The organism is Microbacterium lemovicicum, from assembly GCF_003991875.1.
Taxonomy (GTDB): Bacteria; Actinomycetota; Actinomycetes; order Actinomycetales; family Microbacteriaceae; genus Microbacterium; species Microbacterium lemovicicum.
Genome location: NZ_CP031423.1, coordinates 1,135,558 through 1,148,489, shown reverse-complemented (window position 1 = coordinate 1,148,489; position 12,932 = coordinate 1,135,558). Strand labels below are relative to the sequence as shown.

Annotated in this window: 15 protein-coding genes; 4 read left to right on the top strand and 11 right to left on the bottom strand. The window is 70.6% G+C overall.

What is annotated here, in order from left to right; translation table 11 throughout:
* Positions 1-249 precede the first annotated feature (249 nt).
* The 11 genes from CVS47_RS05305 to CVS47_RS05255 all read right to left on the bottom strand — a co-directional run bounded on the left by CVS47_RS05305 (position 250) and on the right by CVS47_RS05255 (position 10,356).
* Positions 250-474, bottom strand: coding sequence for a DUF3046 domain-containing protein (locus CVS47_RS05305; RefSeq protein WP_127095160.1), 225 nt, complete (start codon positions 472-474; stop codon positions 250-252).
* 68 nt (positions 475-542) lie between these two features.
* A complete protein-coding gene (locus CVS47_RS05300; protein ID WP_127095159.1) occupies positions 543-851 on the bottom strand; it encodes a helix-turn-helix domain-containing protein in 309 nt (102 codons plus the stop codon).
* A 152-nt stretch (positions 852-1,003) separates the two neighbouring features.
* On the bottom strand, positions 1,004-1,465 hold the full coding sequence (locus CVS47_RS05295; protein WP_127095158.1) for a CinA family protein: 462 nt from the start codon (positions 1,463-1,465) through the stop codon (positions 1,004-1,006).
* Positions 1,462-2,028 (bottom strand): CDP-diacylglycerol--glycerol-3-phosphate 3-phosphatidyltransferase, encoded by a 567-nt coding sequence (gene pgsA / locus CVS47_RS05290; protein WP_127095157.1) that lies wholly within the window; start codon positions 2,026-2,028, stop codon positions 1,462-1,464. The genes CVS47_RS05295 and pgsA overlap by 4 nt, the downstream gene beginning before the upstream one ends.
* Positions 2,028-4,718, bottom strand: a complete 2,691-nt coding sequence (locus tag CVS47_RS05285) for a DNA translocase FtsK (RefSeq protein ID WP_127095156.1) — start codon at positions 4,716-4,718, stop codon at positions 2,028-2,030. Before CVS47_RS05285 ends, pgsA begins: the two co-directional genes overlap by 1 nt.
* Before the next feature lie 75 nt (positions 4,719-4,793).
* Complete coding sequence (locus CVS47_RS05280) at positions 4,794-5,288, bottom strand: GNAT family N-acetyltransferase (RefSeq protein WP_127095155.1); 495 nt, start codon at positions 5,286-5,288, stop codon at positions 4,794-4,796.
* Positions 5,289-5,332: 44 nt separating this feature from the next.
* On the bottom strand, positions 5,333-7,009 hold the full coding sequence (locus CVS47_RS05275; RefSeq protein ID WP_127095154.1) for a ribonuclease J: 1,677 nt from the start codon (positions 7,007-7,009) through the stop codon (positions 5,333-5,335).
* Positions 7,010-7,064: 55 nt separating this feature from the next.
* Positions 7,065-8,042 carry a 4-hydroxy-tetrahydrodipicolinate synthase gene (dapA, locus tag CVS47_RS05270; RefSeq protein WP_127095153.1) on the bottom strand — a complete coding sequence of 326 codons (978 nt, stop codon included), beginning with the start codon at positions 8,040-8,042 and terminating at the stop codon, positions 7,065-7,067.
* A gap of 258 nt (positions 8,043-8,300) precedes the next feature.
* Entirely contained in the window at positions 8,301-9,062 is a 762-nt protein-coding gene (locus CVS47_RS05265) for an SDR family NAD(P)-dependent oxidoreductase (RefSeq protein ID WP_127095152.1), read from the bottom strand.
* Entirely contained in the window at positions 9,062-9,556 is a 495-nt protein-coding gene (locus CVS47_RS05260; protein WP_127095151.1) for a dihydrofolate reductase, read from the bottom strand. Before CVS47_RS05260 ends, CVS47_RS05265 begins: the two co-directional genes overlap by 1 nt.
* Positions 9,553-10,356, bottom strand: a complete 804-nt coding sequence (locus tag CVS47_RS05255; protein WP_127097209.1) for a thymidylate synthase — start codon at positions 10,354-10,356, stop codon at positions 9,553-9,555. Before CVS47_RS05255 ends, CVS47_RS05260 begins: the two co-directional genes overlap by 4 nt.
* A 123-nt stretch (positions 10,357-10,479) precedes the next feature.
* Here CVS47_RS05255 and CVS47_RS05250 point away from each other — a divergent pair, with 123 nt between their 5' ends.
* From CVS47_RS05250 to CVS47_RS05235, 4 genes are all read left to right on the top strand, one after another.
* Positions 10,480-10,917 (top strand): TlpA family protein disulfide reductase, encoded by a 438-nt coding sequence (locus tag CVS47_RS05250; RefSeq protein WP_127095150.1) that lies wholly within the window; start codon positions 10,480-10,482, stop codon positions 10,915-10,917.
* A complete protein-coding gene (locus tag CVS47_RS05245) occupies positions 10,910-11,479 on the top strand; it encodes a DUF4395 domain-containing protein (protein ID WP_127095149.1) in 570 nt (189 codons plus the stop codon). Before CVS47_RS05250 ends, CVS47_RS05245 begins: the two co-directional genes overlap by 8 nt.
* A gap of 113 nt (positions 11,480-11,592) precedes the next feature.
* Positions 11,593-12,018: an OsmC family protein gene (locus tag CVS47_RS05240; RefSeq protein ID WP_127095148.1), complete on the top strand. Its 426-nt coding sequence runs from the start codon at positions 11,593-11,595 to the stop codon at positions 12,016-12,018.
* Positions 12,011-12,919 carry a TIGR01777 family oxidoreductase gene (locus tag CVS47_RS05235; protein WP_164734609.1) on the top strand — a complete coding sequence of 303 codons (909 nt, stop codon included), beginning with the start codon at positions 12,011-12,013 and terminating at the stop codon, positions 12,917-12,919. The genes CVS47_RS05240 and CVS47_RS05235 overlap by 8 nt, the downstream gene beginning before the upstream one ends.
* Positions 12,920-12,932: the final 13 nt, after the last annotated feature.

The following is a 12,932-nucleotide window of genomic DNA, read 5'->3' as shown; positions in this document are numbered from 1 at the left end:
GTCGTGCTCCTTCTGCGGGGGTCGGTCGCCTGTAGGCTGCCGCGCTCCGCTTCGGCTGAAGCGGATGCTGCGACAAGGCATGTGGTGTCGTTCGACGTTCCTCACGCTAGGAGGGGCCTCCGACATCCGGACCTGCACCCCCCGCCATCGTGGATGGACGGGCGCTCGACACCAGCTGTGCAGGAGCCTACGCGCGCATCGAACACATCTTCGACGACACGCCGCGTCTCAGGAGCGGCGATGCGGAGATCAGTGCTCGCGCGGCTCGAGACGTCCGACGCCGTGCCGGCGCTCCACCGGGACATCGGCGTCGACGCACAGGGCGAGCCAGATGTCGCGCGGCGGCACCCCGGCGTCGAGCGCCTGGGCGGCGGTGCGACCGCCGACGGCGTTCAGCACGAGATCGTGGAGGAGGGATGTCGCGCGCCCGCCGAACTCATCGTCGACGGCGCGCAGGAACTCACTGCGCCTCATGAGCAGCACCGTCGGACACGACCCGCTCAGGCACGACGAAGGAAGCCGTCATCCGGTGCACGACGGAGTCAGCGCAGCGAGAGCTCGGCGTCGACCGAGGCGACCAGGTCGTCGGGCACCACGTCGGGGAACGTCTGCAGGCCCTCGAGGACCGAGATGCGGTCGCCGACCTCGCGCATGATCGTGGAGATGGGGACGTCGAGCGCCTCCGCCACCGAGGCGAGGATCTCGCTCGAGGCCTCCTTCTGACCACGCTCGACCTCGCTCAGGTAGCCCAGCGCGACGCTTGCGCGGCTGGCGACCTGTCGGAGGGTGCGGCCCTTCTGCTGACGGAAATCGCGGAGAACGTCGCCGATCTCTTGACGTACCAGAATCATGGGGTCCCCTCCTCACTGCTGATTCCTGCTGTTGTCCGGGTGGACCACAGTACAACACCGAATGGTGCCAATCTAACCCCGCGCGCTGGGGGAAGGGTGGGAATCGCCGGATGTAACGCGATGGAAACGCAGGCATTCCCGACCCGTCGGATTCACAGTGCGAGCAGCGTCTCCGACAGCGCTCGGGCAGTCGTCGCGGACCGTATCGCGGCACGGTCGCCGTCGATGTGGAACGTCTGGACCACCTCGCCGACGGGGGTGCGGACGGCGATGCACACCGTGCCCACGTCCTTCCCGTCCTGCGGATCCGGGCCGGCGACGCCCGTCGTGGCGATGCCCACGTCGGCACCCAGCAGCGCCGCGACGCCCGCGGCCATCTGCCGTGCCACCTCCGGGTGCACCGCACCCTCTGCGGCGAGGAGCGCGGCATCCACCCCCAGCACGTCCCGCTTGACGTCCGTGGCGTACGCGACCACTCCCCCGCGCATCACGGCAGAGGCGCCGGGCACATCCACGAGGGCGGAGGCGACCTGTCCCCCTGTGAGCGACTCGGCGACCGCCACCGTCCACCCGCGCTCGCGCAGCAGGTCGAGGAGCGCGGACGCGTCGCTCACGCGCGCTTCCGGCGGGCCGCCCGCATCTCGGTGATGACGTAGTCGATACCGCTGGCGATCGTGAGGATGACCGCAATCGCCATCGTGACGCCGTTCACCCACCAGATCCACTCGCCCACGATCGTCCAGAGCGGGAACAGCGCGAGCGACAGGGCCACGGCCTGCGCGACGGTCTTCAGCTTGCCCATCCAGGCCGCCGCCAGCACGTGGTCGCTCACGACCATGAAGCGGTAGACGGTGATGCCGATCTCACGAATGAGGACGACGATCGTGATCCACCACGGCAGCTCGCCGAGGATCGACAGTCCCACGAAGGCGAGGCCCGTCAGCACCTTGTCGGCGATCGGATCCAGCAGCTTGCCGAGATCGGAGACGATGTCGTACTTCCGGGCGATCCACCCGTCGATGCCGTCCGTCGCGATCGCAACCACGAACAGCGCGGCGGCCCACCAGCGCAGCGGGCCGTCGGTGCCGGCATCCGCGATCAGCATCCACAGGAAGACCGGTGCGCACAGGATGCGCACGATCGTGATCGCGTTGGGGAGCTGGCGGGGCACGGTCATCAGTCGCGTCCCGTCAGGCCCCAGGCGTCTTCGTCGTCATCCGCCTCGACGACCGGGTATCCGTCGAACTGGGCGTCGACCGGGTCCGGCGGCCGCGGCGGAACCCCGGAGGGACCCGCGGATGCCGCGCCTCCCCCGCTCGGAGCGTCTCCGCCGCGCAGCCGGGCCATGACGCCCGGCAGCTGCTCCGCCGTCACCATGACGTCACGGGCCTTGGAACCCTCGGAGGGTCCGACGATCTCGCGCGATTCCAGCAGGTCCATGAGTCGGCCCGCCTTCGCGAAGCCGACACGCAGCTTGCGCTGGAGCATCGAGGTCGAGCCGAACTGCGTGGAGACGACGAGCTCCGCGGCGGCGAGGAGCAGCTCGAGGTCGTCTCCGATGTCGGCGTCGACCTCCTTCTTCTGCACCTCGGCGGCGACGTCGTCGCGGTAGTCCGGTCGCGCCTGCGCGGTGACGTGCTTGACGACCTTCTCGATCTCGGACTCGCTGACCCAGGCGCCCTGGACGCGCAGCGACTTCGACGTGCCCATCGGGAGGAAGAGCGCGTCGCCCTGGCCGATCAGGCGGTCGGCGCCCGGCTGATCGAGGATGACGCGGCTGTCGGTGACGCTCGTGACCGCGAAGGCGAGACGCGACGGCACGTTGGCCTTGATGAGGCCGGTCACGACGTCGACGGACGGCCGCTGCGTGGCGAGCACCAAATGGATGCCGCTGGCGCGCGCCAGCTGCGTGATGCGCACGATCGAGTCCTCGACGTCGCGGGGCGCGACCATCATGAGGTCAGCGAGCTCGTCGACGACGACCAGCAGGTACGGATACGGCTTCAGCACCCGCTCGCTGCCGACCGGCACCTCGACCTCACCGGCGACGACCGCGCGGTTGAAGTCGTCGATGTGACGGAAGCCGAACGACGCGAGGTCGTCGTAGCGCATGTCCATCTCCTTCACGACCCACTGCAGCGCCTCGGCGGCCTTCTTGGGGTTCGTGATGATGGGCGTGATGAGGTGCGGCACGCCGGCGTAGGAGGTGAGCTCGACCCGCTTCGGGTCGATGAGCACCATGCGCACGTCGGACGGCTTCGCCCGCATGAGCAGGCTGGTGATCATGGAGTTCACGAAGCTCGACTTGCCCGAGCCCGTGGATCCGGCCACGAGGAGGTGGGGCATCTTCGCGAGGTTCGCGACCACGTAGCCGCCGCCGACGTCCTTGCCGACGCCGATGGTCATGGGGTGCGTGGACTTCGCCGCCGCCTCGGAGCGCAGCACGTCGCCCAGCGTCACGATCTCGCGGTCGCTGTTGGGGATCTCGACGCCGATCGCGCTCTTGCCGGGGATCGGCGCGAGGATGCGGACCTCGTTGGATGCCACGGCGTAGGCGATGTTGTTGGTGAGGGCGGTGATGCGCTCGACCTTGACGCCCGGGCCGACCTCGATCTCGTACTGCGTGACGGTCGGACCGCGGGAGAACCCGGTCACGCGCGCGTCGACGGAGAACTGGTCGAGCACGCTCGTGATGGCGCGGACGACCTCGTCGTTGGCGGCGGAGCGCGACTTGTGCGGCGTTCCGGCGGCCAGGGCGGTGACGGCCGGCAGGCGGTAGTTGACGGCGGAGGGGACGCCCTCGGCGTCGGTGCCGATCCCCGAGAGCCCGGGCAGCACCTCGCCGGTGTCGGGGCTGTCGTCGCGCAGGGAGGTGTCGGGGGCCGTCTTGCGGCCCGAGGCGCCGAGCGGCGCGATGATCTCGGTCAGCGCATCGGCGGTGACGGGCGGCGGCGGGGGCGGCGTCGCGATGGCGGCCTTCTCGAAGCCCCCTTCGCTCGTGCCCGGCGTCAGCAGCTCGGTCAGGTCCTGGGAGCCGATGCCGTCGTCGGGATCCTGCTCGCGGCCGGTCTTGTTGCGACGCCACCAGGGCAAGGCGGGATCGGTGGCTGCAGCATCCTTCTCGCCGTCGTCGAAGGCGACGCCCTCGGGACGCGGCGCCGGTCGCTCGGCGTCGAACATCCACGCGTACAGGTCGCCCAGGCGCCGGCCGATGCGGTTCGGCGGGGTCTTGGTGAGGATCAGGATGCTGAGGATCGTGAGGAGGCCCAGGACGATGCAGGCGCCGACGCCCGTGAGTCCGAGGGCGAGCGGCTCGCCGACCATCCAGCCGAACAGGCCACCGGCCTCGCTGAGCGCGGGCAGGCCGTCCTTGGGAGCCGGACGACCACCCAGCACGTGGCAGAAGCCCGCGATGGGGATGACGAACAGGACGAAGCCGATGCCGATCCGGCCGTTGTCGTTGACCGACGGCGGGTGCCGGAACAGCCAGCCGGCGAGCAGCAGCAGGAGGACGGGCATGAAGAACGCCAGCCGACCGACCAGACCGCCGACGGAGTAGGCGCTGACGGTGGCCGAGACCTCGGTGCCGACCAGGAACCACTCCACGATCGCGCCGGTGACCGCGAGGAGGACGATCAGGAAGGGCAGGCCGTCGCGGCGCTGGTCCTTCTCGAGCGTCTCGGGGCCGAACGCGCGGAAGAGCCCGCCGACGGCGTGAGCGAGTCCCAGCCAGCCGCGCACCACGACGGGCGGCCGATCGACGTCGTCGACGTAGCGCTTGGGTGCGGGTTCGGGCTTGCGTGCGCGCGACGGTGTGCCCTTCGCGGACGCGCGACCACTCGTGGTCGGACTGGGACTCCTGGCCATGCCCCCACGCTACGTGCCTCCACCCCCAACGGCGTGGATCGACGCGGCCCCCGACGGCGGAGCGGATGCTGCGGCTCAGCGCAGCAGCTTGACCATCGTGTCGCGGCCGGAGCCGGCCTGGGTGACCGCGAACCCCTCGCTCCGGTAGAGCGTCGTGGCGAAGTTGCCGCGCTCGACGCTCAGGCTCAGACGGGCGAAGCCGTCGGCGCGCGCCTGGTCGGCGAGCCGCTGGAGGAGCGCCCGCCCGACGCCGTGCGCACGCCAGATGGGACGCACGCCGATGATGAGCTCCGGCACGCCCGTGCCGACGTACGCGAAGCCCGGATCGGTGCGGGGGAACATCCGGTACCAGGCCGCGCCGATCGGGGTCTCCTGCGCGTCGACGGCCACGTGACCCGCGTCGCCCGGGCGCATCCATCCGCCGATGAAGCGGCTGTAGACCGGCGCGGCGATGATCTCGTGGCGCGGTCGGGGGTCGCCGGCTCGCCAGTTGGCGGCCTCCACGGCCATGTCGGCGAGGAAGGCTCCGTCGGAGGCGACGGCGGGACGCACGGTGAACGAGACCGGCACGTCGACTACTCCCCGAACTCCAGAATCGGCATCGATTCCCCCGGTCAGGCCTCGATGACGAGCGGCACGATCATCGGACGACGGCGCAGCGACTGGTTGACCCAGCGGCCGATCGTGCGGCGCACGACCTGCGACAGCGCGTGCGTGTCGCGCACCCCCGAATTCGCCGCCTCGGCCAGGGCTGCGGCGATCTTGGGCTTCACGGCGTTGAACACCGCGTCGTCCTCCGCGAACCCGCGGGCGTGGATCTCGGGACCGGTGATGATCTTGCCGGTGGCCGAGTCGACCACGACGATGACGGAGATGAACCCCTCCTCGCCGAGCGTCCTGCGGTCCTTGAGGTCGGCGTCGGTGATCTCGCCGACCGTCGAGCCGTCGACGTAGACGAAGCCGATGTCGAGCTGACCGGTGACGGTCGCGACGCCGTCGGCGAGGTCGATGACCGTGCCGTTCTCACCGAGGATGGTGCGCTCGGCGGGCACGCCGCTGTCCTGGGCGAGCCGGGCGTTGGCCATCAGGTGACGGAATTCGCCGTGGATCGGCAGCACGTTGCGCGGAGTGAGGATGTTGTAGCAGTAGAGCAGCTCCCCCGCCGCGGCGTGGCCCGACACGTGCACCTTGGCGTTGGCCTTGTGCACGACGTTCGCGCCCAGCTTGGTCAGGCCGTCGATGACGCGGTACACCGCGTTCTCGTTGCCCGGGATGAGGCTGGAAGCCAGGATCACGGTGTCGCCGGGACCCGGCTGGATCTCGTGGTCGAGGTTGGCCATGCGGCTGAGCACGGCCATCGGCTCGCCCTGCGACCCGGTGGACATGTAGACGATCTTGTCGTCGGGCAGGTCGCGGGCCTTCTTGTAGTCGATCAGGATGCCCTGCGGCACGTGGAGGTAGCCGAGGTCCTCGGCGATGCCCATGTTGCGCACCATGCTGCGGCCGAGGAGCGCGACCCTGCGGCCATGGGCGGCTGCCGCATCCAGCACCTGCTGCACACGGTGCACGTGGCTGGAGAAGCTCGCGATGATGACCCGTCGCGGGGCGCGTCCGATGATCTGGTCGAGCACCGGCCCGATCTCGCGCTCGAGAGGCGTGAACCCCGGGACGTCGGCGTTGGTCGAGTCCACGAGGAAGAGGTCGACACCCTCCTCGCCCAGCCGCGCGAAGGAGCGGAGGTCGGTGAGGCGGCCGTCGAGGGGCAGCTGGTCCATCTTGAAGTCGCCGGTGGCCAGCACCAGACCGGCGGGCGTGCGGATCGCGACGGCGAGCGCATCGGGGATGGAGTGGTTGACCGCGATGAACTCGAGGTCGAACGGCCCGAGCTTCTCGTGGTCGCCCTCCTTCACCGTCAGCGTGTACGGCTTGATGCGGTGCTCCTTGAGCTTCGCCTCCACCAGCGCGAGGGTCAGCCCGGAGCCGATGAGGGGGATGTCTCCCTTGAGCTTGAGGAGGTAGGGCACGGCGCCGATGTGGTCCTCGTGGCCGTGCGTGAGCACGACGCCGACGATGTCGTTGAGGCGCTTCTTGATGGGCTCGAAGTCGGGGAGGATCAGGTCGACCCCGGGCTGGTGCTCCTCGGGGAACAGCACGCCGCAGTCGACGACGAGGAGCTTGCCCTCGTACTCGAACACGGTCATGTTGCGGCCGATCTCGCCGAGGCCGCCGAGCGGGATGACGCGCAGCGTCCCCGGGGCGAGTGCGGGCGGATCGTAGACGTCAGTGGGCATGAAGTGCCTCCTCGCGATGCCGGGTCACGGCATCCGTTCTGTCAGTGTCGGTTCGTCACCGGGTGGTGCCCGAGACCTTGGGCAGTGCGCCGCCGGCGGCGGCGTTGCGGTCGGGGCGGAAGTTGGAGAAGTCTGCGCCGGTCACGTCGGTGACGAGGGCGAGCTCGTCCTCGATCTTGGCGGCCTCCCACTCCTCCGGCCCGACCAGGGGAAGTCGCACGCGCGGGCTGCCGATGCGGCCGAGGCCGTGCAGCACGTACTTGGCCGCCACCGTCCCCGGGACGTGCGTCATGATCGCGCGGACGAGCGGCTCGAGACGGCGGTGAGCCGCGGTGGCGGTGGCGAGATCCCCCGCGTTGACCGCGTCGACGATGGTGCGGTAGGGGGCGGCGGCGATGTTGGCCGTCACCCCGATGAGCCCGGACGCGCCGATCGACAGGTGCGGGAGCACGTTGGCGTCGTCGCCCGAGAAGTAGAGCAGGTCGGTCTGGTTGAGCACCCGGCTGACCTCGCTGAAGTCGCCCTTCGCGTCCTTGATGGCCAGGATGTTCGGATGCTTCGCCAGGCGCAGTATCGTCTCGTACCGGATCGGCACGCCGGTGCGTCCGGGGATGTCGTAGAGGATGACCGGCAGGTCGGTCGCGTCGGCGACGAGGCGGAAGTGCGTGAGGATGCCCGCCTGCGTCGGCTTGTTGTAGTACGGCGTCACGATCATGATGCCGTCGGCGCCGGCCTTCTCGCTCGCCTTGTAGAGCTCGATGGCGTGGGCGGTCTCGTTCGAGCCGCCGCCCGTGATGATCTTGGCGCGCCCCGCCGCGACGTCCTTGCCGACCTCGACGAGCCGGATCTTCTCCGGATCGGTGAGGGTGCTGGTCTCGCCGGTGGTGCCGGTGACGACGATGCCGTCGGCTCCGGCCGAGATGACGTCGTCCATGTGCTTCTCGGTGGCCGACCAGTCGACCTCGCCGTCGGCGGTCATCGGAGTGACCAGCGCGACGAGCACCTGCCCGAAGGGGTTGCCCGAGTGCGTCATGACTCCAGGCTATCGGTTCGCCCGCGCGCGCCGCTTCGGGGTGCGGGTGGATGGCTGGGCCCTCCGAAGTTCTGGTCGACGTGTGCGCGACCCCCGACCGATGTCCCACTTTCTGCAGACGGCGTCGGCGAGTTGTGCAGAAAGTGGGACATCAACGCTCACCGACACCGACATCAACGCTCATCGACAGCGACATCAACGCTCATCGACGGGGACACCAACGCTCGACGACCGGTCCGCGACCGGCCCGCGACGGGATCAGCGCCCGCGCATGCCCATCCGCGCGGCGAGGCGGTCGGGGAGGAGCGGCACGAGGCGGGTCAGCGCCTTCCAGCGCAGCGACGGCACCGAGACGGACCGGCCGCGCGCGGCATCCTGGAGCGCCTCGGCGACCACGTCGGGGGCGTTCAGCCACATCCAGGAGGCGATGCCCTCCTGGCCGGGCGGGAGTCCGAGGCGCTCGTGGAACTCCGTGTGCACGTATCCCGGGCAGACGGCCGTGACGGTCACTCCGCGCGGGGCGTAGACGGCGTTCGCCCAGCGGCTGAAGCTGACCATCCAGGCCTTCACCGCGCCGTAGGTCGAGCGCGGGATGAACGCCGCGACGGAGGCGACGTTGATGATGCGGCCGCTCCCGCGGGCCAGCATCGGGCCGAGGGCGGCGTGCATCAGGCGCATCGTCGCCTCATCGTGCACGCGCAGGTGGCGCACCTCGTCGTCGATGTCGTTGCGCTCGAAGGCGAGGGGCAGGCCGTAGCCGGCGTTGTTGACGAGCACGTCGACCGGACGCTCCGGGCTCGCCAGGCGCTCGACCACCGCGGCGATCTGCTCGGGATCCGACAGGTCGGCCACGATGATGTCGCAGTGCACGCCGTAGCGCTCCCCCGCCTCGGCGGCGACGCGCTCGAGCGCCGAGCGCGTGCGGGCGACCAGCACCAGGTCCGCTCCGCGAGCGGCGAGCTGGCGGGCGAACTCGGCGCCGAGTCCGGAGCTCGCGCCGGTGATGAGGGCGACGGGCATCAGCGCTCGCAGCGCAGGAAGCGGTAGCGGATGCCGCGGCGCGACGTGTGCCACCCCTCCGCCGGGTCGGCGGCGACGACTCGCCAGCCGTCCCGCGGCGGAGCGAAGGTGTCGCCCTCGACCTCCAGGTCGAGCTCGGTCACCTCCAGCAGGTCGGCGCTGCCGATCGCCTCGCGGAACAGGCCCGCGCCGCCGATCACCCAGACCCGCTCGGGGTCCCCCGCGGCCTGCAGCGCCTCCTCGAGCGACCCGGCGCGCTGCGCGCCGTCGGACTCCCAGTCCGCCGACCGCGTCACCACGATGTTCGCGCGGCCGGGCAGGGGCCGGAATCCCTCGGGCAGCGACTCCCACGTGCGTCGTCCCATGACGACCGGATGCTGCGCGGTGACGTCCTTGAAGTGGGCGAGGTCCTCGGGCACGTACCAGGGCATGCCGCCATCGGCGCCGATGACGCCGCCGGCCGCCTCGGCCCAGACCAGGCCGATGTGCGTCATACCGCGACCGCTCCGCGGATGGCGGGGTGGTGCTGATAGTCCTCGATGACGAAGTCCTCGTAGCGGTAGTCGAAGATCGATTCCGGCGTGCGGGTGATGCGCAGGGTCGGCAGCGGGTACGGCTCGCGGGTGAGCTGCTCGCGCACCTGCTCGAGGTGGTTGTCGTAGATGTGGCAGTCGCCGCCCGTCCAGACGAAGTCGCCGGGCTCGAGGCCGGTCTGCTGCGCGATCATCATCGTCAGCAGGGCGTAGGAGGCGATGTTGAAGGGGACGCCGAGGAACAGGTCGGCGCTGCGCTGGTAGAGCTGGCACGACAGCCTGCCGTCGGCGACGTAGAACTGGAACAGCGCGTGGCACGGCGCGAGGGCCATGTCGGGGATGTCGGCGGGATTCCACGCCGACACGATGAGGCGGCGCGAGTCGGGGTCGGCGCGGATGCGATCGATCACCTGCGAGATCTGGTCGATGCCTTCGCCGTCGCGATCGGGCCACGACCGCCACTGCACGCCGTAGACGGGGCCGAGCTCGCCCTGGGCGTCGGCCCACTCGTCCCAGATCGTGATGCCGTTCTCCTGCAGCCACCGCACGTTCGACTCTCCGCGGAGGAACCAGAGCAGCTCGTACGCGATCGACTTGAAGTGCACGCGCTTGGTGGTGATGAGGGGGAAGCCCTCCGACAGGTCGAAGCGGATCTGGCGTCCGAACGAGCTGGTCGTGCCCGTCCCGGTGCGGTCGTCCTTGTGCGTGCCGTTCTCGAGCACATCGCGCAGCAGATCCTCGTACGGGGTGGGGGTCGTCACGACGTCCACGATACCGGCGGACGCGCCCGGCGCGCGGGTGAGCCGGGCGGCCGCCCGGTCATCCTCCGTCACCGGACGCCGTCTCCGGATCCATTCAGGGGAAAGCAGATAACCTTGTCGGCTGTGACCCTGATCAACGCGCTCGTCGTGCTGGCCGTGCTGCTGGTCGTGACCGTCGCGATCGGGGCCTGCCTGCAGTGGCGTCAGCGGACCCCGCAGCGCCATCTGCCGCACGAAGTCGTCGACGCGCAGCGTCTGGGTGCCGACGGGCTCGGCGAGACGGCCACGCTCCTGCAGTTCAGCACCGAGATCTGCTCGCGCTGCCCCGGCGTGCACCGCCAGCTCGCGGCCGTCGCGGCCGCGCACGAGGGCGTGCGCCACCTCGACGTCGACCTCACGCACCGCCCCGACCTCGCGCGGCACTTCCACGTGATGCAGACGCCCACCACGCTGATCCTCGATCGCCACGGCGTCATCCGCACCCGCTTCGGCGGCGTGCCCAACCCCGACGTCATCGAGCTCGAGCTCGCCGGCCTCGACGGGAGCAGAAGCGATGTCTGAGCGCCCGGCCGGCATCGATCCGCGCGGACCGCGGTTCGCGGCATCCATCACCGCCGTCCTCCTCGCGATCACCGTGCTCGTCTCGCTGACGGGGATGTCGACGGCGCGCACGTTCGGCTGGTTCGCTTATCAGCCGCTGGCATCGGAGAGCTTCGTCCCCGACACCTGGGCGGTCCGCGCCGCCTCACCGGGTGAGCGGGCGCTCGACCCCGGCTTCCTGCTGCTGCTCGTCATCGCCCTCCTCTTCGCCTGGTCCGTCGTGGCGCCCCGGACGGCGCCGTGGGGCGTGCTGTTCCGCCGGCTGATCCGCCCGCGGCTGAGCCCTCCGACCGAGCTCGAGGATCCGCGTCCGCCGCGGTTCGCGCAGGGCGTCGGCCTCTTCGTCAGCGTCGTCGGACTGATCCTGCACCTCGTCGGCGTGCCCTGGGCGCTGCCGATCGCCGCGTCCCTGGCGTTCGTCGCGGCCTTCCTGAACGCGGTGTTCGGGGTGTGCCTCGGCTGCATGATGTACCTCGCCCTCCAGCGCACCGGCCTCGTCGGCCGTCGGCGCCCGGCAGCCTGAGCCGAACGGCCGACTCGTGAGCCGGTGTCAAGCCGTCGTCTGCGCGCGGACGCCTCGTTAGGCTGGCCGCGATGCGCCCGATCCGCGCGGCGCACCCACGTCAGGAGGCTGCCATGACCGTCACCAGCGAAGCGACCACCCACTGGAAGGGTTCTCTGATGGACGGCTCGGGGACCGTGTCCCTCGACTCGTCCGGTGCGGGCACGTTCGACGTGAACTGGAAGGCGCGCAGCGAGGGGTCGACGTCTGTCACCACCCCCGAGGAGCTCATCGCGGCGGCCCACGCGGCGTGCTTCAGCATGGCCTTCTCCCATGCCCTCGCCGAGAACGGCACTCCCCCTGAGTCGGTCGACACGACCGCCTCGGTCACCTTCGCACCGGGCACGGGCATCACCGGCAGCCACCTCAACGTCAACGCCGTCGTCCCCGGACTCTCGCAGGAGGACTTCGACCGGATCGCGGCGGATGCCAAGGCGAACTGTCCGGTGTCGCAGGCGCTCTCGGGCATCGAGATCACGCTCGAGGCCACGCTTGCCTGAGTCCGGTCGCGTCGTCCTGGCCGGCGCGTCCGGTCTGATCGGCGAGGCTCTGATCGAGAGCTTCCGCGCCGACGGCATCGGCGTGACCACGCTCGTCCGCCGGCCTCCGCGCACCGCCGACGAGCACGAGTGGCTCACCGACGACCGCCCGCTCGACCCGTCGCTGCTCGCCGGCGCCCGCGCCGTCATCGGCCTGAACGGCGCCAGCATCGGTCGCTTCCCCTGGACTCGCAGCTACAAGAGCACCCTCGTGTGGTCGCGCATCACTCCGACCCGAGCTCTGGCGCGCGCCGTGCGTGAGCTGAAGACGGATGCTCCGCCCCTCGTGTCCGCCTCCGCCGTCGGCTACTACGGCTCCGTCCCGGGCGTGCGCCTGACGGAGACCTCGCCCCGCGGCGAGACGTTCCTGGCCGACCTGTGCGGCGAATGGGAGGCGGCGGCCGCCGCAGCGGGTCCGCACGCGCGCGTGTCGATGCTCCGTACGGCGCCGGTCGTGCACCGCCGGGGCGTGCTGAAGCCGCTGCTCCTGCTCACCCGCCTGGGCGTCTCCGGACCGATCGGCCGGGGCACGCAGGTGTGGCCGTGGATCTCGCTCGAGGACGAGGTGCGGGCGATCCGCCACGTGGTGGACGCGCAGCTGGAGGGTCCGGTGAACCTCACCGGTCCGACGCGCGCGACGGCCAACGACCTCGGCTTCGCCCTCGCGACGCAGATGAACCGCCCGTTCCTGCTGCGCGCACCGGAGTGGGCGCTGAAGCTGGGTCTGGGGAAGGATGCCACGGAGGCGCTCCTGACCACCGACGCCGACGTGGCACCCGAGGTGCTGCAGGCGTCGGGCTTCGAGTTCCGGCACCCCACGGTCGAGTCCGCGGTCGCCGCCGCGCTGGCCGACCCGGCCTGAGCCTCCGCGCGTG

Coding starts and splice junctions, on each gene's coding strand:
- CVS47_RS05305 (WP_127095160.1), bottom strand. CDS start 474: ATGAGGCGCAGTGAGTTCCTGCGCGCCGTCGACGATGAGTTCGGCGGG.
- CVS47_RS05300 (WP_127095159.1), bottom strand. CDS start 851: ATGATTCTGGTACGTCAAGAGATCGGCGACGTTCTCCGCGATTTCCGT.
- pgsA (WP_127095157.1), bottom strand. CDS start 2,028: ATGACCGTGCCCCGCCAGCTCCCCAACGCGATCACGATCGTGCGCATC.
- CVS47_RS05285 (WP_127095156.1), bottom strand. CDS start 4,718: ATGGCCAGGAGTCCCAGTCCGACCACGAGTGGTCGCGCGTCCGCGAAG.
- CVS47_RS05275 (WP_127095154.1), bottom strand. CDS start 7,009: ATGCCCACTGACGTCTACGATCCGCCCGCACTCGCCCCGGGGACGCTG.
- dapA (WP_127095153.1), bottom strand. CDS start 8,042: ATGACGCACTCGGGCAACCCCTTCGGGCAGGTGCTCGTCGCGCTGGTC.
- CVS47_RS05265 (WP_127095152.1), bottom strand. CDS start 9,062: ATGCCCGTCGCCCTCATCACCGGCGCGAGCTCCGGACTCGGCGCCGAG.
- CVS47_RS05260 (WP_127095151.1), bottom strand. CDS start 9,556: ATGACGCACATCGGCCTGGTCTGGGCCGAGGCGGCCGGCGGCGTCATC.
- CVS47_RS05245 (WP_127095149.1), top strand. CDS start 10,910: ATGTCTGAGCGCCCGGCCGGCATCGATCCGCGCGGACCGCGGTTCGCG.
- CVS47_RS05240 (WP_127095148.1), top strand. CDS start 11,593: ATGACCGTCACCAGCGAAGCGACCACCCACTGGAAGGGTTCTCTGATG.